The organism is Jatrophihabitans sp. YIM 134969 (assembly GCF_054456675.1).
On sequence record NZ_JBTJEQ010000026.1, the window covers coordinates 42,748 to 69,639 of the forward strand.

Genomic DNA, 26,892 nt, shown 5'->3' on the forward strand with positions numbered 1-26,892 from the left:
CGTCGTCACGCCCTCCCCCACTGGACCGTCCCCTCCGGAGCAGCCTGTGTCCTCGTCCGTCCCTCGTCCCGCCCCCCGTCGCACCGTCCGCCGGGTGCTCGCCGCCGTGACCGGTGCGGTCCTCACCGCCGGGGTGGCGGTCGCCGTCACCGTCGTCGCCCCGCCCGCGACGGCCGTGGTCGACGGCGTGACCCCGCCGTCGGACACGACCGTCGACGTCCGGCGGGGCGCGCACGTGGCCCCGACCGCGGCCGCCGTCGCGGGGCTGCAGAGCCTGCTCGCCACCGCGGCGGCCGCGGGCGCGACGGGCACGCGCGCCTCCTGGAACCCGGAACTCGGCACGCTGCGATCCGTCCGCGCCGCGAGCGGGTACCTCACCGGACCGAGGTCGGGTTCCGCGGTCGACACGGCCCGTGACTGGAGCTGGTCGCACTCCGACGCCCTCGGTCTGACCCGAGCGCAGGTCGACACCCTCGCCGTCGTGCGCGACCACGCCCTGCCCGTCACCGGGACCCACGTCGTGACGTTCGCGCAGGTCTACCAGGGCGTGACCGCGGCCCAGGGCGGTCGGCTCAACGTCGCGGTCACCCGCGACGGCCGGGTGCTGTCGTACACGGGCAATCCGTTGCCTGGTGCAACAGTGAGCGGCACGTGGTCGAAGCCCCTGCCGTCGGTGCTGCTCGGCGTGTCGAAGCGGCTGGCGCCCGGGGTCACGTTCGTGCCCACCGTGGTCGACCGGGTGGCCGGCTACACCCACTTCGCCGCCGGTCCGTTCTTCGCCGGGAGCTACGTCAAGAAGGCCGTCTTCGGAACGGCTTCCGGCCCGCGGGCCGCGTTCCGGGTGTTGTTCGTGAAGGCGGGCGACCAGGCCTGGGACACCGTCGTCGACGCCGTGACCGGAGCGGAACTGTTCCGGACCTCGGCCGTCGCGCACGAGTTCGACCCCCACGGCACGGTCTACGACAACTACCCGGGCGCGGCCCGGGGCGGCACACCGGTGGTCCGCTCGTTCGGTCCCACCCCGGAGTCACCTGCCGGCTGGGTCGATCCCACCGGGCTGCTCGGCACCGGTGTGACCACGCTCGGCAACAACGCGAACACCTACGCCAACTGGTCGAACTACCTGGTGCCCGCGGACATGGGCCCGCGTCCGGTCGACCCGCTGGGTCACTTCGACCAGCCCTACACCAACCAGTGGAAGGCGACCGGCGGGCAGACCGTCCCGCCGTCGTACGCGCTCGACGTCGACGCCGCGGCGACCAACCTCTTCTACCAGCACAACCGCATCCACGACGAGTACTACCGCCTCGGCTTCACCGAGACCGCCGGCAACTTCCAGGTCTCGAACGGCACGGCCGGCGGGATGGGCGGCGACCCGGTCCTCGGCCTCGTGCAGGCGGGCGCGGCGTCCGGCGGCGCACCGACGTACACCGGCCGTGACAACGCCTACATGCTCACGCTCGACGACGGCATCCCCCCGTGGAGCGGCATGTTCCTGTGGGAGCCGATCGACGACTCCTTCGAGGGCGGGTACTCCGACGGCGACTTCGACGCCTCGGTCATCCAGCACGAGTACACCCACGGGCTCTCGACCCGGTACGTCGCGGGCGGCTCGGCGTTGAACTCGCAGCAGGCCGGCTCGATGGGTGAGGGCTGGTCGGACTGGTACGCGCTGAACCACCTGTTCAACGCCGGGCTGCAGTCCAAGCCGGTCGTCGGCAAGTACGTCACGGGCAACACCGTGACCGGCATCCGCAACTGGGACTACGACCAGAACCCCCTGACGTTCGGCGACATCGGCTACGACCTCACCGGCCCCGAGGTGCACGCCGACGGCGAGATCTGGACGGCGATGCTCTGGGACCTGCGCAAGGCACTGGTGGCGAAGTACGGCGCGGCGGCCGGCGCCGAGCGCGCCGCGCGGATCGTCACCGACGGCATGCCGCTCACCGCACCCGACCCGTCGTTCCTCGACGCACGTGACGGCATCCTGTCGGCCGATCTGGACCGCTACGCCGGGCAGGACACCGCGCTCATCTGGCGGGTCTTCGCCAAGCGGGGCGCGGGCTTCTCCGCGATCTCCCGCACCGGTGACGACGTCGACCCCGTCCCGGCGTTCGACGTGCCGACCGCGTCCGCGAACGGCCGGCTGCCGATCGTCGTGGTCAACGCGACCACCGCGGCGCCGGTCGTCGGCGCGAAGGTCGTCCTCGGCAAGTTCGAGGCGCGGGTCTCGCAACTCGGACGCACCGGCACCACCGGCGGCCTCACCGTGACCGCCACCCCGGCGACCTACCCGGTCACGATCCAGGCCGCGGGCTTCGGGGTGCAGACCGTCCGGGCCACGGTCGTGGCGGGGGCGAACCCGACGCTGCGGATCGAACTGGCACCGAACCTCGCCTCGACCGCGCTCGGGGCGACGGTGGTCTCCACCAACAGCGAGGACCCGGGTTCGCCCGCGCGGTTCGCCTTCGACGACTCCGCGGCCTCGACCTGGTCGACCGCGCCGAGCGAGACGACGATCGCCGAACAGGGACCGCGGACGGTCGTGGTGAAGCTCGCGACGGCCGCCACGGTGTCGTCGGTGCGGGTCAGCGCGTTCAAGGCCACGACCGCCTCGCGGTTCGACGCCGTGAAGGCCTTCCGGGTGCAGACCTCCAGGGACGGGAAGTCGTGGTCGAACGCGCTCGCGGGCCGGTTCGGCTACCGAGCGCCTCGCCCCACCGCGCCGGACCTGAACTTCACGACGTTCCGCCTGGCCAAGCCGACCAAGGCGACGTACGTCCGCTTCGTCGTCGACGCGACGCTCGGGCAGACCTCGACCCAGGCCCAGGTCGCGGACGTCGAGGTGTTCGGGGCGTCCGGACCCGTCGGCAACGGCACCGTGGTCACCGATCCGCCGTTCACGGACACCGGCACGATCGCGGCACCGAACCCGGCGGCGGGTGACCCGACCGGCCTCGCGAACGTGTTCGGCGTGACCGGCACCGAGTTCACGTCGTCGTGCTCGGCTCCCCCGACCTCGCAGGGGCTCGACGGCTGGGTCACGACGTTGCCGGCGGGCTTCGGCGACGGCCGGCACACGGTGACGGTGAGCGGTACCGGTGGCGCCGAGGCCACGCTCGGGCACGACGTCGACCTGTACTTCCTGGACTCGTCGTGTGCGCTGGTCGGCTCGTCGGCGACCGCCGCGACCGACGAGTCGACGTCGATCCCGCCGGGCGCGGTGTACGTCCTCACCCAGCTCTACCTCGGCGCGGACGTCGAGATCACGGTGCGGGCGACCGACACCCGCTAGAACCCGTCCCCGGACGGTCCGGCCCACGCCCCTCGCGCCGCGTCAGGTGCCACGGGGGGCGCGGGCGGAGCGGCTACGGGCCCACAGCACCGCGAGGGCCGCGACCTCGATGCCGACCAGGTTCAGGCCGAGCTGGCCGAGGGACCCGGCGGCCGCCGACCAGAAGCCGAACACCGGGGCCGTGGCGATGTACCCCGCCGCCGGGATGGTGGTGACCGAGATGAACACGCCGAGCAACGTCGCGGACCTCCCCGAGGTCAGCGCGACCATGCCGACCACACCGGCGACGAGCGCGGTGACCAGGGAGAGCCACCCGGGGTGGTAGACGAACTCGGTCTGGTCGCTGGTGCGCACGTCACCGACATCAGCCAGCCCGAGCGCCCGCAGGGCCAGCACGAAGGCGGCCGTGACGACGATGGCCACCACGAACCCGACCACCACGGCGACGCCCGAGCGACGTGCGGCCCGGGCGTCTCGTCGGACCGTCGCCACCGCGAGTCCGGCGAGCGGACCGAAGTCCGGACCGACGACCATCGCCCCGACCACCGCGACCACCGAGTCGGTGACCACGCCGATGGCGGCGAGCACCGTCGCCGCGACCATGAACGCGAGATACGTCCGTGAGAGACGGGAGTCCTCGTCGGTGCGGGCGGCGAGCTCCTCCCACACGAGCGCGTCGACACCCTCGCCCGGTGCCCGGATCTCGGCGTCGCGGACCAGCGCGCCCACGGCGGTCTCCACCGGTTCCCAGGACAGTTCGCCGCGGTCGACACACCCGTGGCGGTGCAGCCCGGCCACGACGGCATCGAGCGACTCGCGGGCGAGGTCGGCCGTCACGACGTCGCCGCGCGGGATCACGGCACCACCGGGATGCACGGTCATCGACGCGAGACCCGGCGACGCCTGCAGGACCGCGAGGGCGCTCGCCGTGGCGTCGGGCAGGCAGACCAGCCGCAACCGCACCACCGTCACGGGGTCAACCGCGGGCGGCGAGGTGGGCGTCGACCAGCCGCTCGAGCGACGCCCGGTCGACCTCGGTCAGCGAGGTGGCGAAGTGACGGCCGGGGCCGTCCGGGACCGGAGCGTCGCAGGGCACCGTGAGGGTCGCGCACCCCGCGGCCATCGCCGACCGTGTGCCGTTCTCGGAATCCTCGATCGCTGCACAGTGCAACGGATTCGCGCCGAGCAGTTCGGCGGCGCGCCGGTAGGGGTCGGGCGCGGGCTTCTGGTGCTCGACCTCGTCACCACAGACGGTGGCGGTGAACCAGTGACGGCCGATGGCGTCGAGGATCAGGTCGGTGAGCCGCCGGACGGTCGCGGTCACCAGGGCCATCGGCACGCCGGCGGCGTCGAGCTCCGTGAGCAACTCCTTGGCCCCCGGGCGCCACTCGATCTCCTCGCGGAACAGCACGGCCGTCTCGTCGAGCAGGTACGCGGCGCTGGTGGCCGGGTCGACCGAGTCCGCCACGCCGAACGCCGCGTGCAGGGTCGCGATGGTCGCGGGCAGGCTGCTGCCGACCAACGAGGCGCGCAACTGCGGGGTGAGCTCGCCGCCGAGGTGGTCCGCGAGCCGCAGCAGGGAGACGTCCCAGACCTTCTCGCTGTCGACGAGGGTGCCGTCCATGTCGAACAGCACGGCCGCCAGCACGTCGTCCATTGTCCAGACCGGACACGGGGGCCTCGCAGCCGGTCACGGTGGGTGGTGTCCGTAGGCTCGGGGCATGGTGAGTCCGGACCGCGACGACGACCCGGGTGTGGGCGACGCGTCGGGTGACATCGCGTTCCCCGCCCTGCGGGACCCGGTGATGATCGCGGCCTTCGAGGGGTGGAACGACGCCGGCGACGCCGCGACGGGTGCGATCGAGCACCTGGAGCTCGTCTGGCAGGCGACGCCGCTGTTCGAGATCGACCCCGACGACTACTACGACTTCCAGGTCAACCGACCGACGGTGTCGCTGGTCGACGGTGTGACCCGCCGGGTCACCTGGCCGACCACCCGGGTCTCGTACTGCAGCCCGCCCGGCGCCGACTACGACCTGGTGCTGGTGCGCGGCATCGAGCCGAACATGCGCTGGCGCGGGTTCTGCGACGAGATCATCGAGGTGGTGTCGGACCTGCAGATCCACATGGCCGTCAACCTCGGCGCGATGCTGTCCGACACCCCGCACACCCGCCCGGTGCAGGTCAGCGGCTCCAGCTACGACAACGAGTCGGCCGCGCGGTTCGGGCTGGAGCACTCGCGCTACGAGGGCGCCACCGGGATCCTCGGGATCCTGCAGGACGCCTTCGTCACTGCCGGTGTCCCCGCCGTCTCGTTCTGGGCGTCGGTGCCGCACTACGTGTCGCAGCCGCCGAACCCGAAGGCCACCATCGCGTTGCTGCACGCGGTCGAGGAGGTCCTCGACCTCACCGTGCCGCTCGAGGCGTTGCCGCAGCAGGCCGAGGAGTGGCAGAAGCTCGTCGACGAGATGGCGGCCGAGGACGACGAGGTCACCGAGTACATCCGCAACCTCGAGGAACGCGACGACGAGGGCGGCATGCGCGAGACCTCGGGCGACACCATCGCCCGCGAGTTCGAGCGGTGGCTGCGCCGCCGTGACCGGGGGGACCGCGGCGACCGCGGCCCGGGCGGGTTCGCCGGCCCGAACTCGTGACGCGCCGGCCCGGCTCGGTGGTGGCGGGCCGTGGCGCGGCCGTCCCGTTCGTGCTGGTGGTCCTGACCACCGTGGCCGTGCTGGCCGCCTGCGGTGGCGGTGGTCGCGCCGCGTCGTCAACCCCGACGCCGTCGCCCCCGACGAGCCTCACCCCGTCGCCGACACCCACCACGTCGGCGCCCACGACTCCGACGTCCGCACCGGCACCTCCGAGCAGTGCGGCGCCGAGCGGGACCGACCGCGCCACCCAGGTCCTCGCGGGCCTCGACCTACGCGAGCAGGCGGGCCAGTTGATCATGACCGGGCTGCGGTTCGGCAACGACAGCGGCGCGACGTTCGACGCGTTGCGTGAGGCCGCGATCGGCAACGTGTTCCTCGGCGGCCGCAGCACCGACGGCGTCGACGCCGTCGCGGACCTCACCGCGCAGCTGCAGGCGGCTGCGCCCGCGGGTGTGCCACTGCTGGTCGCGACCGACCAGGAGGGCGGCCAGGTGCAGGTGTTGTCCGGGCCGGGGTTCGACACCCTGCCCTCGGGCGTCGAGCAGGGTCGGATCGACCCGGCGACCCTGCACGGCGACGCCACCACCTGGGGTCGGCAACTGGCCGCGGCCGGGGTGCGGGTCGACCTCGGCCCCGTGCTCGACACCGTCCCCGTCGGCGCCGACAACCCGCCCATCGGCGGCTACGACCGGGAGTTCGGCCACGACCCCGCGACGGTCTCGGCCCACGGCGTCGCGGTGGCGACCGGCCTCGCCGCCGCGGGGGTGGTGGCCACCGGCAAGCACTTCCCCGGGCTCGGTCGGGTCGACCTGAACACCGACACGCACGCCGGGGTCACCGACACCGTGACGACCGCGAGCGACCCGTACCTGCAGCCGTTCCGCGCCGCGATCCGCGCCGGCATCGGGATGATCATGGTGTCCTCGGCCGTCTACACCCGCATCGACGGCCGCCAGCAGGCCTGCTTCTCCTCCACCGTCGTCAGTGGTCTGCTGCGGTCGACGTTGGGCTTCCGCGGGGTCGTGGTCACCGACGACCTCGGGAACGCCACGGCGGTGGCGGACGTGCCGGTCGGTGACCGCGCGACCCGGTTCGTCGACGCCGGCGGTGACCTGGTGCTCGACGTCGCCCCGGGTCAGGCGCCGTCGCTCGCAGCCGCGCTCGTGGCGAAGGCCCAGGCGGAGCCCGCCTTCGCGGCGAAGGTCCGCGCCGCCGCCCTGCGGGTGCTGCGGCTCAAGGCGTCGCTCGGTCTCCTGGGCTGAGACCCCACTCGCCGGTCTGTTCGTCCCCCTTGTGCCGGTAGCGGACACGGATTCGCCCTGACCTCGCCCTGATCTCTTCCAGACGAGAGGTCGTGCCGTTAACGTCACGCCACTCGATGTTCCGGATGGACGGGATCACCCATGCGCCTCGCCCCACTTCTCCGTCTGCGGCCCGCCCGCGTCGCCGCGGTCGCTGCCGCGGTCTCGGCCCTCGGCCTGACGGCCGCCCCCGCCGCCCTCGCCGCGCCCACGACCGCCGTCATCAGCGGGACGGTCCGCGGTGCCGAGGGGAACCCGCTCGGCGGCGTCACGGTGTCGGCCGTGGTCCAGAACGGCCCCAATTGGGTGGAGACGGTGGCGAAGACCCGGTCCGGCTCCGACGGCCGGTACCGCATCACAGGGATCTCCCCCACCAGTGGCGTGTCGGTGCGGTTCGACGCAGCCGGGGCGACGGGTGGGACGTCGGCGACCGGATACGCCGACCGGTGCTACCGCGGTGCACCGTGGTGCGAGATCGACTCCGGCCGCGGGTTCACGCTCGTGGCGGGTCAGACCGTCACCGGCGTCGACGTCACCCTCGTCCGGGCGGGGAGGGTGGAGCTGCGGGCGGTGGACGACCTCCACCGGGGCGTCGGCGGGATGGACGTCTACCTCTACCCGACCAGCAGCGACCAGAGTCCCGACGCGTTCCCGATCCCGTTCGCGGCGGCGGTCGGTGCCACCGACACCAACGGGAACGTGGTGTTCGCGCGGGCCGCGCCCTGGACCAGCTACGCCGTGTGCTTCGGCTACGGCCAGGCGCGCCCGGTGCGGGCCACCCCGAACCGGGACGGCTACATCGGGGGCTGCCTGAGCCAGGGATCGGACCGGGTCACGGTCGTCACCGGGCGCACCGTCGCGCGGTCGGTCACCCTGACCGGCGGAGGGGCCGTCACGGGCCGGGTCGTCGACCGCACCGGCCGGCCGGTTGCCGGTGCCAGCGTCAAGGTCGGCCCCTACAGCTTCATCGACTTCCCGCAGACGACCACCGCCGCGGACGGCACGTTCCGGTTCGGACGGCTGCGCCCGGGCGCGGACCAGCTCTGCGTGAGCGCCGACGGGTTCCGCGACTCCTGTGACACCGACCCCGACAGCGGCCAGATCGACGTGGAGGAGTTCCGCACCGTCGGCGTCGGCCGGATCGTGCTCGACCCGCTCAGCTGACCGCTCCGCTCCAGCCCCACCGACACCGACCGAGAGGCTCCGCATGTCCCGTCCTCACGCCTCCCTCCTCCGCCCGTCCGTCCGGGGCGTGTCCGTCCTCGGTGTGGCCGTTGCGCTCACCGCCCTGACTGTCGGGTTCGCCCCCGCGGCGACCGCGGCTGCTCCGGGCGTCCTCACCGGGACGGTCACCGGCTCCGACGGGCGACCGCTCGCCGGCGTCGAGGTGGCGCTCGTGCACCGGAACGGGCCCGGTGGAGGGGGCCAGAGCATCGACCGCAGCACCCGGACGAACGCCGCCGGGCGCTACGCCTTCACCGGCGATCTCGCGGGCACCGGCGACAACCTGCAGTTCTCCGGAGCGGGGGCCACCGGCGGCACCTCGGCCACCGGGTACGGCGACGTGTGCTTCAAGGGTTCGGCCCCCCTGTGCTGGCTGTCGAGCGGCGCCGCCGTGGTCGACGTCCCCGACGGAGGCCGTCGCACCATCGACGCCGCCTTGCCGCGGGCCGGCGTGCTGAAGGGTCGGGCCGTCGACTCCGCGGGTCGTGGCGTGGGTGGTCTCCCGGTGACCGTCTGGGGCACCAGGCCGGACTTCTTCCCCGACTCGTCCACGTTGCCCACCGCGAACCGGACGACCGACAGCAACGGCAACTACCGCCTCCCCGTGTCGGCCTACGGCTGGTGGGTCTGCTTCGGCCGGCCCGGCGAGGTCCACACCGGGACGCCGGCCACGAAGTTCGGGTACGCCGGCATCTGCCTCGACCGCACGGTCGTCGAGCCGGGTGGCACCAGCTCGGCGGGCACGACGGTCCCGCGGGGGTCCGGGCTCGCGGGGACGGTGGTCTCGAAGAACACCGCCGACCCCGTCCCCGGGGCCAGCGTCTCGGTCTACACGCAGTACACCTCGGTCATCAACCCGCCGATCGGGCACGGCGTCCGGAGCGACGGCACCTTCAAGGTGTTCGGCCTCCCGGCCGGTCCCGCGACCTGGTGTGTCGACGCACCGGGCTTCACCGAGAAGTGCTCGAAGGTCGACGTGGACCTCGCGCCCGGGAAGGTCACCTCGATCGGGACGATCAAGCTGGTCCAGTCCAGCTGACGAGCGCTACAGCGCGATGCCCAGGCGGGCGTCGACGAGGGCGCGCACGAGCGCGGGCGCACGGTCGTCGGCGACGGCCTCGTCCCCGAGGCTCGCCCCGGGACCCTCCAGGGCGGCGTCGACCCAGACGTCGACGTCGGCGATCGCGCCGGGGGTGTCGAGGTCGTCGGCGAGGCGATTGCGCACGGCGCGCAGCAGTGGGTCGGCCTCGGGTCCGGCGGGCAGGGACACCGCCGCACGCCAGCGCTCGAGACGGCGTTCGGCGGCGGGAAGACGACCGCCCGTCCACTCGCGGTCGGCGCGGTAGTGACCGTCGAGCAGGGCCAGCCGGATCGCCATCGGGTCGACGCCGCCCTGGAGCAGCTTGGACACGAAGACGAGATTCCCCCGTGACTTGCTCATCTTCTCGCCGTCCAGGCCGATCATCCCGGTGTGGACGTAGGCGTGCGCGAACGGGTGCTTGCCGGAGAGGACCTGCCCGTGCGCGGCGCTGTGCTCGTGGTGCGGGAAGAGCAGGTCGCTGCCGCCGCCCTGCACGTCGAAACCGAACCCCAACCGGTTCATGGCGATGACCGTGCACTCGATGTGCCAGCCCGGCCGGCCGGCGGGCAGGCCGTCGGCGTCCCAGGACGGCTCACCCTCGCGGGCGCCGCGCCACAGCAGCGAGTCCAGCGGGTCGCGTTTGCCGGCGCGGTCGGGGTCGCCACCGCGCTCGGCGAACAGCGGCAGCATCTGCTCGCGGGTCAGCCGCGACTCCTCGCCGAAGGTGGGATCCGAGGCGACGGCGAAGTAGACGTCGCCGGTGCCGTCGTCCAGGCGGTAGGCCGCGCCCGACTCCAGCAGGTCGACGATGGCCGGAGCGATCTCCGGGATCGCCTCGACGGCGCCGACGTAGTGCTGCGGCGGGACCACGCGCAGGGCCGTCATGTCCCGGCGGTAGAGCTCGATCTCGCGGTGGGCGAGGGCTTCCCAGTCCTCGCCGGTGGCGTTCGCCCGCTCCAGCAGCGGGTCGTCGACGTCGGTCGCGTTCTGGACGTACAGCACCTCGTGCCCGGCGTCGAGCCACGCCCGCACCACGAGGTCGAACGCGAGGTAGGTCGCGGCGTGGCCGAGGTGGGTGGCGTCGTAGGGCGTGATGCCGCAGACGTAGAGACCGGCCCGCGCGCCGGGGTGGGTCTCGACGACCGTGCCGCGGGAACTGTCGAACAGGCGCAGCGCGGGGGCGTGACCGGGCAGCTCGGGGACGGCCGGGGCGGCCCAGGACTCCATGCGTTCACGGTAGCGGGGGCCGGTTCTGCGACCATCAGCCGATGACGCCCGCGACCATCTCGCCCGATCGGTACCTGGTCACCGCCACCCGGGAGATCGCCGCGCCGGCGCAGGCGCTGTTCGACATCGTGGCCGACCCGTCGATGCACCCACGTCTGGACGGCGAGCGCTCGGTGAAGTCGACCCGCGGGGACGTCCCGGAGCGGTTGTCGCAGGGTGCAACGTTCTCGATGGACATGGAGATCAAGGCGAGGTACCGGATCACGAACCGCGTGGTGGAGTTCGAGGAGGGACGCCTCATCGCCTGGCGGCACTTCAACGGCCACCGCTGGCGCTACACCTTCGAGCCGCTCGGCGAGGCTCGCACCCGGGTCACCGAGCAGTGGGACGCCCGCCCCGCCCTCACCCGCTGGTTCCTCCGGCGCAGCGGGTTCCCCGACACCGCCGCCCGGTCACTCCCCCGCACGTTGGAGAACCTCGAGGCCGTCGCCGCCGAGCGCGGCTGACCTCCCCTGCCGCTCGCGGGAAACGACCGGAAGCGGTCAGGTGCGGGTGCCCGCGAAGCGCGCCACGAGCTGGCTGCGCGAGGTCACCCCGAGCTTGAGGTAGACGTTGCGCAGGTGGGACTCGACGGTCCGGGTGCTGAGGAACAACTTCTCCGCGACCTCGCGGTTGCTCAGCCCGGCGACGACCGCGTCGGTGACGCGGCGCTCGGCGGGGGTGAGCGCCTGCCGGTCCGCCTGCTCCCACACCTCGAGGTCCCGGGCGAGGGCCTTGCGGGCCACGCCGTCCTCCAGCAGGGCGAGCACCGTCCGCGCCGAGCGTGTCACCCACTCCCGCCGGGCGTCGTCGACCTCGGCCTCGCGCAGCAGGTGCAGCATCTCGGAGGTCACCCGCGCCCGTTCCGGCAACCACTGCATGCGCTCGGCCGCGCGCAGCACGCCCAGCGCGCGGTCGGTCCGGTCGTTCGGTCGGTCCTGGGCGTCGGCGAGCCACGCCTCGATCCGGTCGGCCTGCAGCACCGGCAGCTGACGGTCGGTCCCCTCGGCGAGACGCCGCAACGTCCCGGCGATCCCTCGGGCCCGGTCGTGGTCCCCGCGGCCGACGTGGGCGCGGGCGAGGTCGACGTCCACCCAGAGGCGACGGCCGGGTTCGCGGATCCCGAGGCTCTCGGAGATCTGGACGGCGTCCTGCAACGTCCGGACCACGGTCGACGCCGGTCCGCCGACCTGCACGACGAGCAGTCCCTGCAGCACCGCGCGTGACAACTGCCCCATCGGCGAGGCGCCGGACGCCGAGACCCGCCCGATGGTCCGGACCACCTGGTCGTGGTCGCCGAGCTCGAGGGCGAGGTGGCCCGTGGCCCGCACCGCCGCCGGCGACTCCGGGGGGCGTCCGGAGTACGCGGCGCGCCGCTGCAGCCGTCGGCGGGCCGAGGCGAACCGGCCGAGCAGCACGTCCACCTGGCCGGCGTGGACCAGCAGGTCCTCGAGGGCGGCGTCGTCGGCCAGTTCGGCCTGGACCAGCAAGCCCTCCAGGGCGCGGGCGCTCACCGTCGGCTCGTCGACGACGTGGGCGTAGAAGGCGCGGCGCGCTTCGGCGGTGTCGTCGAGGCGGACGTCGGCGAGCGGTTCGAGCGCCGCCATGTCGGCGAGCAGCCCCTCGTCGAGACCGCCGCCGGTCATGACCTCCGCGTACACCAACCGGCCGAGGACGACGTGCTGGAACGACGGCGTGAACCGGCCGGACCGCACCTGGGTCATCGCCCGCTCCAGGCCGGTGCGGATCTCACCGAAGTTCCCGCCGGCGATCACCAGGTAGGTGTCGAGGACGTCCCCGTGCGGGTGTCCTGCGGGCAGGGTGGCGCGGACCCGTTCCACCCGCTGGCGGGCCGCCGGCATCCCGGCCGTGCGGTAGGCGGCCGCGGTCAGCAGGTGGGCCGCCCGTTCGGCCTGCGCTGCGGAGAACGTCGTCCAGTCCACCGCCTCCAGGACCGACACCGTCTGCTCGGACCGGCCCCCCACGTACGCCTGGTCGGCGAGGCGCAGTTCGCGCTCGGAACGGGCTTCCGCGCCCGGGGTCGTCCGCGCCGTCGCGCGCGCCCAGAGGTCCAGCGCGGCGCCGACCAGACCCGCCTGTTCCGCGCTCGCCGCGGCCCGCTCCAGGTCGGCGGCGAGCGCCTCGTCGACACCGTCCGGGGTACCGAGATCGCGTTGCCGCACCGCATCGGGGAACGGCAGACCGGACCCCGCGAGGGCCAGGTGCACGGCGCGGCGCTCCGCGGTCGGGAGCCGGTCCAGCGCGGCGGCGGCGAGGTCGTCGTCGGCCGGGCGTAGCTCCCCGTCGACGAGGACGAGGACTCCGGCCCGCACCGCGGCGTCCACCGCGGCCGTCGAGATGCCGGGCACCGCGGGGACGTCGCGCACGGCGACGTGTCCGAGCGCGGCCACCGTCTGCACCGCGCCGAGCGTGTCGGGCTCGAGCGTCCCCAGCCGGTCGACGGGACGGCCGTCGGCGGGGTCCTGGGTCGCGCCGTCCACGCCACCATCGTCCACCCCGGCCGGCGGGGAGGTTCACCCGTGGGGGCCCCGGGAGTCGGTCCGGGAAACGTGCGTGGTTCCACCGAGGTCGGACCCCCGGCGGGCGCAGCACAGTCGATGGCACGCGACCGACCCGGTCACCGGACTCCCGCGAACACCCCACGAACACCCACGAACACCGACGAACACCCCACGGACCAGGAGCACCCCATGAGCACCACCACCGTCGCACCCACCGACTCGACGGCCGACTCCGCCGCCCTGCCGCAGATCCCGCTGTCCTGGGCCCGCGCGCTCGACACCGGCGACGCCGCCCTGCTGACCGACCTGCTCACCGACGACGTCGTCGTCGACCTCACCGCGGCCACGACCCGGATCGGGCTGGACTTCCCGGTGCTGTCCGGACGCGACACCGTCGTGCCGTCGATGATCGGCGCGGTCGGCCCCCTCGACACCATGCACCTGGTCGGGAACGTCGCCGTCGAGCGCGACGGCGACGGCTTCGTCGTCACCGCGTACGCGCTCGCGCAGCACTTCCTCCCGGGCGAGGGCCCCCGCTCCGAGCGGACCCGCCACGCCCTCATGGGCAACCGCTGGACCTTCCGCGTCCGGCACGGGGCCGACGGCTTGCGGGTCGCCCGGTTCGAGATGGACTGCCTCTGGTTCGAGGGCGACCCCACGGTGCTGCTCGCCGCGGTGACCGGGTGACGGCCACCACCGAGGCCGCTCTGCTCACGCCCGCCGACGTCGCCACCCTGCGCTCGACCGGCGCCCTGCGGGTGTTCGTCCCCGCCCGGTTCGGCGGGACGCCCGGGACCGTCGCCGACGCCGCCCGGCGCATCGCCGACGTCGCGGCGTGGAACGCCGACGCGGGCTGGCTCGCCGCGGTCGCGGCGGTGACCAACCTCGCGGTGGTCGAGTTCCCGGAGGCGGCCGGCGAGCAGATCTGGCGGCGCGGCCCCGACGTCCTGGTGGCCGGCACCCTCGCGCCCGCGGGTCACGGCCGTCGGTCGGGATCCGACCTCGTCGTCGACGCCGTCGCGGCGCCCTCGAGCGGGTTGGACCAGGCGGACTGGGTCACGGCCATCGTGCACGAGGCCGGTGCCCCGTCCCCGGTCCGGGTGCTCGTCCCTGTCGCCGAGGTGCGCATCGAGCGCACCTGGGAGGCGCTCGGACTGAACGGCGCCCGCGGCGACACCGCCCACCTGCAGTCGGTGCGGGTCCCCGCGACGCGCTGGCGGCGGCTGCCACCGGCGGGCTCGGCCGCACCGTTGCCGTTCTTCGCGACGCTGTTCTTCGCCGCGGCGGTGGTCGGCACGGCGCGGGCCGCCTCCCGCACGGTCGCCGCGGCCGCGGCGGGTCCGGCACCCCGGTGGGAGCGACCCGACGTGCGGGCGGCGGTCTCCGGCGCGGTGCGGCGGGTGGACCGGGCCGAGGCGTTGCTGGAGGGGGCGATCGCCCCGCTCGGTTCCCGCGACGCGGTCGACGCCGCGACCGCCACGACCCGGGCGGCGGCGGCCGACCTCGCGGTGAGCGCGGTCGGTGCGGCCGAGACCGCGATGCCGATGCTCATCGGCGCGTTCGGACCGCTCGGCCTCGCGCCCGCCCACCCGCTCGCCCGGGCGCTGTGCGACGTCGTCACCGGCGCCCGGCACACCGCGTTGTCGCCGACCAAGGCCGCGCTCGCCCACGAGGCGGCCCTGGCCGACCAGCGGTCCCGCCGGGCCTGACCGACTCCACCACCCGCGTCCGCGCCCGCCTCGCCCGACTCACAGAAGTGCAGGGTCTCGTCGTTCCGCACGTCGTCGAACGACCAGACACTGCACGTCTGGTCGTCAGGGCCGGTGGTCCCGCCCGGTCGGCGCCGGTACTCGGGGTGGGTCCAGGTCAGTTCGTGGCGGTCCCGCGGGCGCCGCCGGGGCCGCCGCCGGCACCGGGGCCACCGCCGCCGGCCGGGCCGCCACCGGCACCCGGGCCGTCACCGATCCCCGCCGGTGAGGTCGGCGGGCTGCTCGTCGGGGTCGTCGGGGTGGTCGGCGGGGTGCTCGGCGGTGTGGACGTCGTCGGCGGCGTGCTCGTGGGGGTCTCGGTGACCGTCTCGGTGGCCGTCGCGGTCGTCGGCGGTTCCGTCGTCGGCGCCTCGGACGTCTCCTGCGTCGGGGTGTCGCTCGGCGTCGACGGGGCGGTGGTGGTCGCACTCGGGGTCGTCGGGGCCGAGGTGGTGGCGGCGGGGGTGGTCGTGGTGGTGCCCGCCGGGTCGTCGCCTCCCCCGCTGGTGACGGCGAAGGCCACGACCGCGCCGATGATGATCAGCAGCGCGATCGCCACGATCCACGGCCAGATCGGACGGGGCGCGCGCTCGGGGCGGTCGAGGGGGTCGTCGTCGGCCAGGGGGCGCACCGGGGGCATGGGTTCCGGCGGCAGGCTCGCCACGATCGGCCGCGGCACCCCGCCGGTCGGCGGGATGTAGGCGGTGGCGGCGGTGCCGCCCGCCGGGATGTACGTGGTGGTCGACGACGCCGGCCCGGACACCGCGCCGGTCGTGCCCGCCAGACGGTCGACGACCTCCCGGGCGGTCGGGCGCAACCCCGGGTCGCGGGCGGTCATGGCCGCCAGCAGCGGGCCGAGCACCGGCCCGAGCGTCCCCGGGATCACCGGGTCACGGTTGAGCCGCGCGACGGCCGCCTCGACCGGCGAACCGGGGAACTCGACGGTGCCGGTGAACGCCTCGAGCAGCACCAGCGCGAGGGAGTAGACGTCGCTCTTCGGGGTGATCTCCTCGCCGCGGACCTGCTCCGGGGAGAGGTAACTCGCGGTGCCGACGGTCATCCCGGTCTTGGTGACACGGGCGTCGTCGACGAGGCGGGCGATGCCGAAGTCCGCCAGCTTGACCGTGGTCGGACCGGCGTCGTCGCCGCCCTCGAGCAGGATGTTGCCGGGCTTGATGTCGCGGTGCACCACCCCGCGTTCGTGCACGTAGGCGAGCGCCCCCGCCACCGAGGAGCCGAGCGCGATGACCGCCGGCACCGGCATCGGGCCGCGGGCCAGCCGCGCCGCGAGGGTGGGGCCGTCGACGTACTCCATGACGACGTACGGCCGGTCCCCCATCGGGGTCTCCTGCACACCGGCGTCGTAGACGGTGACCAGGCCGGGGTGGTTGAAGCCGGCCAGCAACTTCATCTCGGCCTGCTGACGGGCCGGGGCGGCGACGTCGCCCGCGCCCGGGGTGAACCACTTCACGGCGACGACCCGGTCGAGGACGGTGTCGCGGGCCCGCCAGACCTCGGCCATCCCGCCGCGTCCGGCGACGGACTCCAACCGGTAGCGCCCACCCAGCACGGTCCCGCCGGGACCTCCGCCGTTCCCGCCGCCGGTCCCACCGCCGTTCCCACCGCCGGGGCCGCGGTCCTCAGGTTCGGGGATCGGCATGGCCGCGGTCGGATCAGTCACGGCGCACACTCTCTCAAACCGGGCTGAGGGACGCCGGACGACGCGGTGTAACGCCTCGGCGCCGTCAGAACGGCGGCCACGGGATGGCCCGGTGGTCGTCGGGAGGCAGCGGCAGCACGCCCCTCGACAGCAACCGTTCGACCCGGTGCCGGGTGGACCGCACCTCGCGCGTGGTGAGCAGGCCGTGCAGGACCTCGGGCAGTTCGTCGCCGCGCATCGCGCCGGCGAGCGAGGCGAGCACGCCGACTGCGTCCTCCGGCAACGGGTCACCCGCCCAGTGCCACAGCACCGTCCGCAGCTTGTTCTCGACGTGGAACGTCAACCCGTGGTCGCAGCCGTGGATCACCCCGCTCGCGACCGGCAGCAGGTGCCCACCCTTGCGGTCGGCGTTGTTGAGCACGGCGTCGAGCACCGCCACCCGCCGCAGCGCGGGGTTCTCGGTGCCCGCGCGGGTCCGGACGAGGTGCACGACGTCGACGGAGGGATCGACCTCGACCCACAGCTGGACCATGCCGGTGCCGGCGGGGCCGTCGCGCAGGACGGTCGGGGGGACGACGTCCCAGCCCGTCCGCCGTGACACCTCGTAGGCCGCGACCTCGCGCTCGGCGAGGGTGCCGTCCGGGAAGTCCCAGAGCGGCCGCTCTCCCGCCACCGGCTTGTAGACGGCCGCGGCGCGCACGCCGTCGAGCTCGACGCCGCAGTAGAAGGTGCCGTTGCTCGCCTCGAGCAGTCGACCCTCGATCTCCAGCTCACCGCGGCGGAGCAGTTCCAGCGCATCGGCCTCGGGCATCGTCCGGGCCTGGGTGAGGTCGGCGAAGGGGTCCGCGTCCTGCGCGGCGTCCTCGGCGTCGTCGGGCCCGCTCTCCTGGGGGTACCCCGACGTCGTCACGGCGGGCTGACGGGTCCGCGGTGGTAGCCGTTCTGGCGCGGGCAGACGTGACCGCCGGGCTGCGCCCCCTCGGCCGACCCGATCGGCAACCCACCCTGATCCATCGGGAGACCACACAGCGGGCACGGCGGGCGGCCCGCGGCGACCAGCCGGCGGGCCCGTTCGACGAACGCCAGCACGTCGGCCGGCTCGATCCGCACGCGCAGCGCGTCGGGGCCGTCCTCGACGTCCTCGAGCAGGGTCTCCTGCGCGACGTCGTTGTCCTCGACCGGCGCCTGCGCCTCGATGACGACCAGCCCGGCGTCGTCGTCCCAGGCGAGGCCCATGGCCCCGACCCGGAACTCCTCGTCGAGCGGGACCTCGAGCGCGTCGGTGTCGACCTCGCCGGTCACGCTGGTGGGCAGCTCGCGGCCGGTGCGGCTCGCGACCTCGGCGATGAGCTGCTCGAGACGGTCGGCGAGCACGACGACCTGCTGCTTCTCGAGCGCCACCGAGACCGTGCGGGCGGCGTCCGCGGCCTGCAGGTAGAAGGTGCGGTCACCGGGCGTGCCGACGGTCCCGGCCACGAAACGACGGGGTCGGTCGAACAGGTGCAACTGACGAGGCATGGTCCGTCCGAGGGTAGTCAGCCCGCGCCGTCGTGGCGCATGACGGTGGCGGTGATCCCCGCGATCGCGACCGCGTCGACGACCGTCCACCCGCGTCGGGTGTACATCGCGACGTTGGCCGCGGTCGCGGTCTCCAGGTACGCCGGGAGCCCGTCGGCCCGCGCCGCCGCGAGCCCGGGTCCGACGACGACCCGGCCCCACCCCTCGCCGGCCCGGCGGGGGTGGGTGGCGAGGATCCCCAGGTACCAGTGGGTTCCGGTCGGCATCAGGTGGTGCACGGCGCGGTCCCAGGCGTCGAGGCGGACCCGCGCGGCGGGGTCGAGGACGTCGAGGTCGTCGTCGTCCGGGTCGCCCGGCGGCTCCGCCGCGTCACGAGGTGGTTCCCACATGGCCACCGCGTCACCGTCGGCCGCCACCCACACCGCGCCGCGCCCGACGCGCCGGTCGAACAGCCCACCGGCGAACAGCGTGGCCTGGGCCACGAAGTCGTCGCTGAAGAAGTAGCGGAACGCGGGGTCCCGGTCGAACGCGGCCACGACGGTCGCGACCACCACGTCACGGTCGGCCGCGGTGGCGAGCCGGACCTCAGACCGCGCCGGCACCGGCACCCCCGCCGACGGTCGCGTCCGCCGCCTTCTTGCGGGCCCGGGCCTTCTTCTTCGGCGGGGCGAACGAGGCGAGTTCGCCGCCGGTGTCGTTGGCACGCAGGACGTAGGGACGCGCGTCCGTGTACCGCACGACCGACACCGAACACGGGTCGACGACGATGCGCTGGAACAGGTCGAGGTGCATGCCGTAGGCGTCGGCGAGGATGGCCTTGATGACGTCGCCGTGGCTGCAGGCCACCCACACGGCGTCCGGGCCGAGGCGCGCGTCCCACTCCCGTGCGGCGGCGACGGCGCGTTCGGAGACCTGCGAGAGCCGCTCGCCCCCGGGGAAGTGCGCGGCGCTGGGCTGGGTCTGGACGACCTTCCACATCGGGTCCTTGCCGAGCTCCTTGAAGCCCTTGCCGGTCCAGTCGCCGTACTCGCACTCGATGATGCGCGGCTCGACGTGCCACTCCGGTTCGCGCCCGGCCGCCTGCTGCGCGCGGCGCACGAACCCCGCGGTGTCGAGGCAACGGTCGAGCGGGGAGGTGACGATCGCGGCGAGCGGCACGGCGGCGAGGCGCTCGGCGACCGCGGCCGCCTGCTTGTCCCCGCGGTCGTCGAGGTGCAGGCCGGGCGTGCGGCCGGCGAGCACCGGCCCGGTCATGTGGGTGAGGCCGTGCCGGACGAGCAGCAGGGTGGACACAGAGGTTGCCTCGGTTCAGGTCGCGGAGATGACGCCGCCGCCGAGCAGCCCGAACAGCAGCAGACCCAGGGCGATGCGGTAGACGATGAAGACGTAGGTGCCGTGCCGGGAGATCCACCGCATCAACCAGGCGATGGAGGCGAGGCCGACCACGAAGGCCACGACGATGCCGATGACGGTCGCCGCCGTGCCGGCCCCGCCGGCGTCGCCGATCTTGCGGGCCTCGAACAACCCGGACAGGACGACCGCGGGCACCGAGAGCAGGAACGAGAACCGGGCCGCGGTCGGCCGGTCCAGCCCGCGGAACAACCCGGCGGTGATCGTCGTGCCCGAGCGTGACGCCCCCGGGATCAGGGCCAGCGCCTGCGCGCCACCGACGGCCAGGGCGTCCTTGACGTTCAGGCTCTCCTCGTCACGGTCACGCTTGCCGACCCGTTCGGCGATGAGCAGCACGAGCGCCAACACGATGAGGGTCGCGGCGATGAGCCACAGGTTGCGCGCGCCGGTCTCGATCTGGTCGCTGAAGACCAACCCGAACACCCCGACCGGGATCGTCGCGAGGATCAGGTAGACGCCCATCCGGAACTCCAGGCCGGAACGGAGCTCCGCGTCCAACAACCCGCGGACGAACCCGACGGTGACGTTGAGCAGTTCCTTCCAGAAGTACAGCAGGATCGCGAGGCACGTCCCGAGCTGGATGACCGCCGTGTACGCGGCGCCGGGGTCGTCCCACCCGATGAGGGCGGGAACGATCCGCAGGTGGGCGGTCGAGCTCACCGGCAGGAACTCGGTGAGGCCCTGGACGATGCCGTAGACGAACGACTGCCCGACGCTGACGTCGCTCACGAAGCGTGGCCCGAGGCCTGCAACGCCTCGAGCGAGGAGGTCAGGATCGTGCGACGGTCCTCGAGGCTGCCCGCGAACGGCACGATGTTGAGGGTGGTGACCCCCGCCTCGGCGAAGGCGGCCATCCGCTCGGCGATCCGCTCCACCGGACCGAGCAGGGAGGTGTCGTCGACGAACTTCTCCGGGACCGCCGCGGCCGCACCGGCGTAGTCGCGCGACAGGTAGAGGTCCTGCACGCGCCCCGCCTCCTCGGCGTAGCCCATGTCCGACGCCAGCCGGTTGTAGAAGTTCTTCTCGCGGCTGCCCATGCCGCCGACGTAGAGCGCGGCGTAGTGGCGGACCGGCTCGGCGCACGCGGACACGTCGTCACCGACGACCGTGGGGACGGTCGCCACCACGTCGAACCCGTCGAGGCCGTCGTGCCCGGCCTTGGCGCGGCCGGTGCGCAGGTGCCCGAGTGACTCCTCGGCGTGACTCGGTGCGAAGAAGATCGACAGCCAGCCGTCGGCGATCTCGCCGGTGAGCTCGAGGTTCTTCGGCCCGACGCTCGCGAGGTACAGCGGGATCCGCTCGCGGACCGGGTGGACGGTGAGGGTCAGCGCCTTGCCGGGGCCGTCGGGCAGCGGCAGCGTGTAGTGCTGGCCGTCGTACTTCACCCGCTTGCGCTCGAGGGCCATCCGGACGATGTCGACGTACTCGCGGGTGCGCCCGAGCGGCTTGTCGAACCGCACGCCGTGCCACCCCTCGGACACCTGCGGGCCGGACACGCCCAGGCCCATGCGGAACCGGCCGCCGGAGAGGGTGTCGAGGGTCGCGGCGGTCATCGCGGCCATCGCGGGGCTGCGGGCCGGGATCTGCATGATCGCCGCGCCGATGTCGATGCGCTCGGTCTGCGCGCCCACCCAGGCGAGCACGGTCGGCACGTCGGACCCGTACGCCTCCGCCGCCCACACCACGGAGTAGCCGAGCGTGTCGGCCTCCTTCGCCAGCGCGAGGTTGTCGGCGTCGTTGCCGGCGCCCCAGTACCCGAGGTTCAGACCCAGCTCCACGGCGCTGACCCTAGGACACCACCGCGCCGTCCCGCTCCGGTGTGACCGCGGCCTCGCGCGGCCAGCCTCGCACTGACGGCCGTTGCGGACCCTCGACCGGTCGTCGAGGGTTCGTCCGGGTGTGACGACCGTCCGGTCCGCCGTCGTCCACAGCCCGGCCGCGTCGGCGGTCCACGGGCAGCCGCCCCCGGTAGGTTCGGGCGCCGTGGAGCAGCGCGCGGTCGGACGCAGTGGCCTGACGGTGTCGCACCTGGCGCTCGGGACGATGACCTGGACCGGTGAGGCGGCCGCGACCGACCCCGACGAGGCGGCGGCCCTGCTGATCGCCTTCCGCGACGCCGGCGGGACGTTCGTCGACACCGCCGCGAGCTACGGCGACGGCGTGTCCGAGCAGATCCTCGGCCGGTTGGTGGGCGACGTCGTCCCCCGCGAGGAACTGGTCATCGGCACCAAGGCGGGCATCGTCCGCCGCGGCGGGGAGCGGTGGGTCGACGCCTCCCGCGGGACTCTGCTGCGCGCGCTCGACCGCTCACTGCTGCGGCTCGGCGTCGACGACGTCGACCTCTGGCAGGTCCACAGCCCCGATCCCACCGTGCCGATGGAGGAGACCCTCTCGGCGTTGGACCACGCGGTGACCTCCGGCAAGGCGCGGTACGTCGGGGTCTCGAACTACAACGGCTGGCGCACCGGCCGGGCGGCGGCGTGGCAGCTCGCGGTCCCGGGCCGGGCCCGCCTGGTCAGCAACCAGGTGCGGTACTCGCTGCTCGACCGCGGGGTCGAGCGCGAGGTGGTGCCGGCGTCGGCCGCGCTCGGCCTGGGGCTGCTCCCCTACTCCCCGCTCGGCGGCGGGGTGCTCACCGGCAAGTACCGCGCCGGGGTGCCGTCGGACTCCCGGCTCGCGACGCAGAACCACGGCCGGTGGGGACGTCTGGTCGCCGACCTCGACGACGCCACCACCCACGGGGTGGTCGAGGCGGTCGCCACCGCGGCCGACGGCCTGGGCACCTCACCCACGGCCGTCGCGCTCGCCTGGGTCCGCGACCAGCCGGGCGTCGTCGCCCCGATCCTCGGGGCCCGCACCGTCGGGCAGCTCACCGCGGCGCTGGCGAGCGAGCAGTTGCAGCTGCCCGAGGAGATCCGGGCCGCGTTGGACGACGTCTCGGCGCCCGCGCTCGCGTACCCCGAGGACGTCGAGCGGACGACGTGAGCGACGACCCGGCGTTCATCGCCTTCGCCGGGTCCGGCGCGTGGCCCGGCTTCCCGACCAAGCTCGCGTCCGAGCTCGCCGGCGCCGGGATCGCCACCCGCGACGACGTCAGCACCTCGGCGCTCGCGGCCCTGCCGGGCATCAGCATCCTGCGCGCGCCGAAGCTCCTCGACACCTTCGTCGCCGCGGCACCCGCGCTCGACCTGGTCGAGGTCCTGCTGCGCGCCGGGGTCGAGGTGCGCCTCGCCGCCCGCGCGGCCGACGTGCTCGGACGCAACCTCATGCGCACCCTCGGCGACGACCCCTGGGCGCTGCTCGCCGTCCCGACCGTCGACCCCGACACCGCCGACCGGGTCGCCCGGGCGCTGGTCGAGGGTGTCCGCCGCGACGACGTGCGCCGCGGCCGGGCGCTGGTCGCCCACGTGGTGGCCGTCGAGACCCGGTCCGGGCACACCCTCATGCCGCGTGACGACGTCCTCGACGCGCTCGGACCGTTCGGTGTCGGCGACCCGGAGGCCGCCGTGGCCGCGGCCGTCGAGGCCGGGCTGGTCCGCGAGGTCGGTGACGACCTCAGCCCGGCCGTGCTCGCCGACGCCGAGGCCGTGGTCTCGGAGTCGATCGCGCGGCTGGTCGCCGTCGCCGAACCGTTCGCGTTCGACCCGCGTCGACCGGCGGTCGCGCGCCTGGACGAGACCCAGCGCGGAGCGGTCGCCGCGGCGATGGCGCACGGGGTCAGCGTGCTGACCGGCGGTCCCGGCACCGGCAAGAGCGCGACGGTGGCGGCCATCGTCGACCAGTGCGCCGCAGCCGGCGTCGACATCGCCCTGGCGGCGCCGACCGGCCGCGCCGCCAAACGGCTGGAGGAACTCACCGACGCCGAGGCCGCGACCATCCACCGGCTGCTCGGAGCCCAGATCTCCGGCGGCCAGGGCCGGCCGCGGGGCGAGGACGAGGAGTCCGCGGCGCTCGGCGGCCGCCGCGAACGCGGTACCTGGTCGATGGAGTTCGACCGCGGCGAGGACTGGCCGCTGGACCAGGAGGTCGTGGTCGTCGACGAGGCGTCGATGCTCGACACCGAGTTGGCCGCGGCGCTGCTGGTTGCTCTCGCCGACGGCAGCCACCTGGTGGTCGTGGGCGACCCGGCCCAGCTGCCGTCGGTCGGGCCGGGCCAGGTGCTGGCCGACCTGCTCGAGGCCGTCGCGGGCCGCGAGGACATCCCCACCACCGAGCTGACGACGCTGTACCGGCAGGCCGAGGGTGGCGCCATCGCGCGTCTGGCCACCGCGGTGCGGGGCGGGGACCTGCCGGCGGTGGAACCGACGCCCGACCACGAGGTGGTGCTGGTCGCGGCGAAGGGCGGCGGCGAGGCCGCCCACCGCGTGGTGCAGCTGGTCACCGACTCGATCCCCCGGGCGCTGGGGATCGCCAGCGACGTCGTCCAGGTCGTGACCCCCGTGCACGGCGGCCCGGCCGGAACCGTTGCACTCAACAACGCTCTCAAGGCCGTCCTCAACCCCGGAGATCGTGGCAGCAAGCAACGGTTCGATCCGGGTGACCGCGTGGTCGCGACCGCCAACCACCTCGAGGCCGAACCGAACGGCTACGCCAACGGCGAGGTCGGGACCGTGAGCGCTGTCAAGAACGGCACCGTCACGGTCGAGTTCTCCTCGGGCCCGGCGAACGTCCGCGGTCGCGCGTTGACCGACCTCGCCCACGGCTGGGCCGTCACCGTGCACCGCGCGCAGGGCTCGGAGTTCCCGGCCGTCGTCGTGGTGTTGCCCTCGGAGGCCATGCGGATGTTGTCGCGGCCGCTGGTCTACACCGCGCTCACCCGCGCCCAGCGGCACCTGTCGATCGTCCACGCCGCCGGCCCCGCCGTGGCCCGTGCCGTGCGCCAGGTCGGCGTCCAACGCCGCCGCACCGGACTGGCCGACCGGCTGCGGACGGAACTCGACGAGGTGTGACCCGCGAAGGGATGGGCATGCCCCTCCAGGTGACCCGTCCGGTGAACCGCCGCCGCTCCGTCCTGCTCGCCGCCCTCGTCGCGATCGCCGCATCCGGCCTGGTCGCCTGCTCGTCCGGTGACGGCGCCGCCCCGGCGGCCCGGCTCGGCGCCGCCGAACCGTCGGTCGCGCCCACGCCGTCCGGGGAGCCGCGCGGCGAGACGGTCGCGGTCGGCGCCGACCCCGAGGGCATCGTCTACGACCCGGTCACCAAGCTGCTCGCGGTCGGTGTCCGCGACCCGGACCGGCTCGTCCTCGTCGACACCACGACCATGACGGTCACCAGGGAGATCCCGATCAAGGGACACGTGCGGCACCTGCAGCTCGCCGCGCCGGGTGGGCCGGTGCTGGTGCCCGAGGAGGACGCCAACACCCTCGAGGTCGTCTCCCTGCCGGACGGTGCCATGACCGGCTACCCGGTCGGGGTGGCGCCACACGACGCCACGGCGGTCGACGGCGGCTACGTCGCGGGCGACGAGTTCGGCCGCTCGTTCACCACCGTCCTCGACGGGATCCCGAAGACGTACCGGGAGGTCGACCAGCCCGGCGGCGTCATCGGCTTCGGCGACGTCTTCGCGCTCGTCGACGTCTTCGCGTTCTCGGTGTCGACCTGGAACGTGGCCGACGGCCGGGAGATCGCGTCGCTGCCGGCCGGCGCCGGCCCCACCCACGGCGTGCGCGTCGGCGAGAACAAGCTCGTGGTGACCGACACCCGCGGCGGGCACCTCATCACGTTCTCCGTGTCGCCGCTGCGGCAGCTGTCCTCGGTGCAGCTGCCGGGCGGGCCCTACGGCATCACGGCCGACCCCTCGGCGCCGGTGGTCTGGGTGACACTGACCGCCGACAACCTCGTGGTCGGGTTCGACGTGAGCGGTGACACGCCGCGCGAACTCGAGCGGCTGACCACGGTCGGCCAGCCCAACACCGTGGCCGCCGACGGCCGCGACGTCTGGGTCACCGGAACCCGTGAGGGCGTGGTGCAGCACCTGACGCGCTTCACCTCCTAGGCGACTGCGCGCGCCCCTGCACGTTGGGGCAGCGCACTTCCGCTCGCCCGGGTGGAATGGTCATGATCGCCGAGTCGCCGACGGTGGCGCCCGGGGGTGTGAGGTGGCGGACGGTCTGAAGGGACGTCGGTTGCGCGCGGCGCGCGCGGCCATCCGGGCCACCCACCCCCTCGGCTGGCTGTTGCTGTGTGTGCTCGCCGCAGGCGCGTTGCTGTGGTCGAGCTACCTCGCCGTCCGGACGCCGTACGGCTCCGACCACCGCACGCGGTGGTGGACGTCTGCCGACCACCTCTACCAACTCTGGCGCTTCGACCTCGGAGCGCCGGTGCGTTCGGTCGTCCTGGTCGTCCTGCTCGTGGTCACCCTCTACCTGTTCCGCCGCTGGCGGCAGGCAGCCCTCGTGCGCCGGCCGGGCCCGATCGCCGTGGCACCGCTGGTCAACGCCACCGGCGGCGAGATCAACGAGGCCGAACTCTCGGCCGCGTTCCGCGGGTGCCTCAGCCGCGTCGACCTCAACTCCCCCGCGTCGATCCCCGGCGCCGGCCGCTCCACCGAGTTCCTGGAACTGCTGCGCGGCGCCGCCGGCGAGACGTCCCTGCTCGGAACCGTCACCGGCTTGCTCGGGCTCACCTGGGTCACCCACGCCTACACCGTCACCGCGACGGCCAGGCACCGCGAGGATCGCGCCGAGCCCTACGGGATCACCGTGAGCGTCGCGACGCTGCCGCACGGTGGTGCGGCACCCCACACGTCGTGGGCAGCGTCGTGGGACGAGGCGGTCGAGCGGGCCGCGTTCGCCGCGGGCGCGGCGATCCTGCCCCTCACCAAGCTGTGCCGACGACCGCCCTGGGCGAGCTGGCGTGGCCTGGCGCTCCCCCCGCACATGTTCGCGGCGTACCTGTCGGCCAAGGAGCTCATGGCCGAACGGCGGTTCGACGAGGCGCTCGGCACGCTGTACGAACTGCTGGAGCTCGACCCGCTCAACCTCCACTTGCGCCTGGAGATCGGGTCCCTGCAGGAGCAGCTGCAGCTGTTCCTCGACGCGTTGGAGACGTACGACGACCTCATCGCGCTCGGGACCCGTGCCGATGAACGCAACGCTCACCTCTGGGCCGACCGGGTGGCCGCCGTCCGCGACGCGGTGACGCCCTCGCGCGCCGCTGCGGCCCGGCGTCGGGCCGAGCGCGCGAGTCGGCTCGTGGGCGACGGCTGGCG

Annotated in this window: 22 protein-coding genes and 1 pseudogene; 12 read left to right on the top strand and 11 right to left on the bottom strand. The window is 74.1% G+C overall.

The features are described from left to right. Positions 1–94: 94 nt before the first annotated feature. Entirely contained in the window at positions 95–3,298 is a 3,204-nt protein-coding gene (locus ACXR2U_RS14570; protein ID WP_458825782.1) for a M36 family metallopeptidase, read from the top strand. Positions 3,299–3,340: 42 nt separating this feature from the next. Here the strand turns inward: ACXR2U_RS14570 and ACXR2U_RS14575 are convergent, their stop codons facing one another. Further along, positions 3,341–4,270, bottom strand: a complete 930-nt coding sequence (locus ACXR2U_RS14575; protein WP_458825783.1) for a DUF389 domain-containing protein — start codon at positions 4,268–4,270, stop codon at positions 3,341–3,343. Between the two features lie 4 nt (positions 4,271–4,274). Then, positions 4,275–4,955 carry an HAD family hydrolase gene (locus ACXR2U_RS14580; RefSeq protein ID WP_458825784.1) on the bottom strand — a complete coding sequence of 227 codons (681 nt, stop codon included), beginning with the start codon at positions 4,953–4,955 and terminating at the stop codon, positions 4,275–4,277. A 64-nt stretch (positions 4,956–5,019) separates the two neighbouring features. Between ACXR2U_RS14580 and ACXR2U_RS14585 the strand changes: the two genes are divergently transcribed. From ACXR2U_RS14585 to ACXR2U_RS14600, 4 genes are all read left to right on the top strand, one after another. Further along, entirely contained in the window at positions 5,020–5,952 is a 933-nt protein-coding gene (locus tag ACXR2U_RS14585; protein ID WP_458825785.1) for a PAC2 family protein, read from the top strand. After that, positions 5,949–7,214: a glycoside hydrolase family 3 N-terminal domain-containing protein gene (locus ACXR2U_RS14590; protein ID WP_458825786.1), complete on the top strand. Its 1,266-nt coding sequence runs from the start codon at positions 5,949–5,951 to the stop codon at positions 7,212–7,214. The genes ACXR2U_RS14585 and ACXR2U_RS14590 overlap by 4 nt, the downstream gene beginning before the upstream one ends. Before the next feature lie 141 nt (positions 7,215–7,355). Then, on the top strand, positions 7,356–8,417 hold the full coding sequence (locus tag ACXR2U_RS14595; RefSeq protein ID WP_458825787.1) for a carboxypeptidase-like regulatory domain-containing protein: 1,062 nt from the start codon (positions 7,356–7,358) through the stop codon (positions 8,415–8,417). An 88-nt stretch (positions 8,418–8,505) separates the two neighbouring features. Continuing rightward, positions 8,506–9,516, top strand: a complete 1,011-nt coding sequence (locus ACXR2U_RS14600; RefSeq protein WP_458825788.1) for a carboxypeptidase-like regulatory domain-containing protein — start codon at positions 8,506–8,508, stop codon at positions 9,514–9,516. Positions 9,517–9,522: 6 nt separating this feature from the next. Here ACXR2U_RS14600 and mshC read toward each other — a convergent pair whose 3' ends face one another. Beyond that, positions 9,523–10,785, bottom strand: a complete 1,263-nt coding sequence (gene mshC, locus ACXR2U_RS14605) for a cysteine--1-D-myo-inosityl 2-amino-2-deoxy-alpha-D-glucopyranoside ligase (RefSeq protein WP_458825789.1) — start codon at positions 10,783–10,785, stop codon at positions 9,523–9,525. 41 nt (positions 10,786–10,826) lie between these two features. Between mshC and ACXR2U_RS14610 the strand changes: the two genes are divergently transcribed. Continuing rightward, positions 10,827–11,291: an SRPBCC family protein gene (locus ACXR2U_RS14610; RefSeq protein WP_458825790.1), complete on the top strand. Its 465-nt coding sequence runs from the start codon at positions 10,827–10,829 to the stop codon at positions 11,289–11,291. Between the two features lie 36 nt (positions 11,292–11,327). On the opposite strand, the gene ACXR2U_RS14615 is transcribed toward ACXR2U_RS14610, so the two are convergent. Beyond that, on the bottom strand, positions 11,328–13,325 hold the full coding sequence (locus ACXR2U_RS14615) for a helix-turn-helix transcriptional regulator (protein ID WP_458825791.1): 1,998 nt from the start codon (positions 13,323–13,325) through the stop codon (positions 11,328–11,330). A gap of 210 nt (positions 13,326–13,535) precedes the next feature. On the opposite strand from ACXR2U_RS14615, the gene ACXR2U_RS14620 reads away from it, so the two are divergent. Further along, positions 13,536–14,033, top strand: a complete 498-nt coding sequence (locus tag ACXR2U_RS14620) for a nuclear transport factor 2 family protein (RefSeq protein WP_458825792.1) — start codon at positions 13,536–13,538, stop codon at positions 14,031–14,033. Next, entirely contained in the window at positions 14,030–15,055 is a 1,026-nt protein-coding gene (locus ACXR2U_RS14625) for an acyl-CoA dehydrogenase family protein (RefSeq protein WP_458825793.1), read from the top strand. The genes ACXR2U_RS14620 and ACXR2U_RS14625 overlap by 4 nt, the downstream gene beginning before the upstream one ends. A gap of 157 nt (positions 15,056–15,212) precedes the next feature. On the opposite strand, the gene ACXR2U_RS14630 is transcribed toward ACXR2U_RS14625, so the two are convergent. The 7 genes from ACXR2U_RS14630 to ACXR2U_RS14660 all read right to left on the bottom strand — a co-directional run bounded on the left by ACXR2U_RS14630 (position 15,213) and on the right by ACXR2U_RS14660 (position 21,460). Continuing rightward, positions 15,213–16,775 carry a serine/threonine-protein kinase gene (locus tag ACXR2U_RS14630; RefSeq protein WP_458825794.1) on the bottom strand — a complete coding sequence of 521 codons (1,563 nt, stop codon included), beginning with the start codon at positions 16,773–16,775 and terminating at the stop codon, positions 15,213–15,215. 64 nt (positions 16,776–16,839) lie between these two features. Further along, positions 16,840–17,565 (bottom strand): SCO1664 family protein, encoded by a 726-nt coding sequence (locus tag ACXR2U_RS14635; RefSeq protein WP_458825805.1) that lies wholly within the window; start codon positions 17,563–17,565, stop codon positions 16,840–16,842. 95 nt (positions 17,566–17,660) lie between these two features. Then, positions 17,661–18,272: a DUF3090 family protein gene (locus ACXR2U_RS14640; RefSeq protein WP_458825795.1), complete on the bottom strand. Its 612-nt coding sequence runs from the start codon at positions 18,270–18,272 to the stop codon at positions 17,661–17,663. 17 nt (positions 18,273–18,289) lie between these two features. Beyond that, complete coding sequence (locus ACXR2U_RS14645; protein ID WP_458825796.1) at positions 18,290–18,874, bottom strand: N-acetyltransferase; 585 nt, start codon at positions 18,872–18,874, stop codon at positions 18,290–18,292. Next, the gene (locus tag ACXR2U_RS14650) at positions 18,858–19,565 is read right to left on the bottom strand and encodes an MSMEG_4193 family putative phosphomutase (protein WP_458825797.1); all 708 of its coding nucleotides are present in this window, start codon (positions 19,563–19,565) and stop codon (positions 18,858–18,860) included. The genes ACXR2U_RS14645 and ACXR2U_RS14650 overlap by 17 nt, the downstream gene beginning before the upstream one ends. A gap of 15 nt (positions 19,566–19,580) precedes the next feature. Beyond that, complete coding sequence (locus ACXR2U_RS14655; RefSeq protein ID WP_458825798.1) at positions 19,581–20,411, bottom strand: undecaprenyl-diphosphate phosphatase; 831 nt, start codon at positions 20,409–20,411, stop codon at positions 19,581–19,583. Beyond that, entirely contained in the window at positions 20,408–21,460 is a 1,053-nt protein-coding gene (locus ACXR2U_RS14660) for an LLM class F420-dependent oxidoreductase (protein ID WP_458825799.1), read from the bottom strand. The genes ACXR2U_RS14655 and ACXR2U_RS14660 overlap by 4 nt, the downstream gene beginning before the upstream one ends. A gap of 205 nt (positions 21,461–21,665) precedes the next feature. Between ACXR2U_RS14660 and ACXR2U_RS14665 the strand changes: the two genes are divergently transcribed. The 4 genes and pseudogenes from ACXR2U_RS14665 to ACXR2U_RS14680 all read left to right on the top strand — a co-directional run. Beyond that, complete coding sequence (locus ACXR2U_RS14665; protein ID WP_458825800.1) at positions 21,666–22,667, top strand: aldo/keto reductase; 1,002 nt, start codon at positions 21,666–21,668, stop codon at positions 22,665–22,667. Beyond that, complete coding sequence (locus tag ACXR2U_RS14670; protein WP_458825801.1) at positions 22,664–24,631, top strand: AAA family ATPase; 1,968 nt, start codon at positions 22,664–22,666, stop codon at positions 24,629–24,631. Before ACXR2U_RS14665 ends, ACXR2U_RS14670 begins: the two co-directional genes overlap by 4 nt. 17 nt (positions 24,632–24,648) lie before the next feature. Continuing rightward, on the top strand, positions 24,649–25,677 hold the full coding sequence (locus ACXR2U_RS14675; RefSeq protein WP_458825802.1) for a YncE family protein: 1,029 nt from the start codon (positions 24,649–24,651) through the stop codon (positions 25,675–25,677). A gap of 103 nt (positions 25,678–25,780) precedes the next feature. Continuing rightward, a pseudogene (locus ACXR2U_RS14680) lies at positions 25,781–26,892 on the top strand (hypothetical protein); the annotation flags it as partial.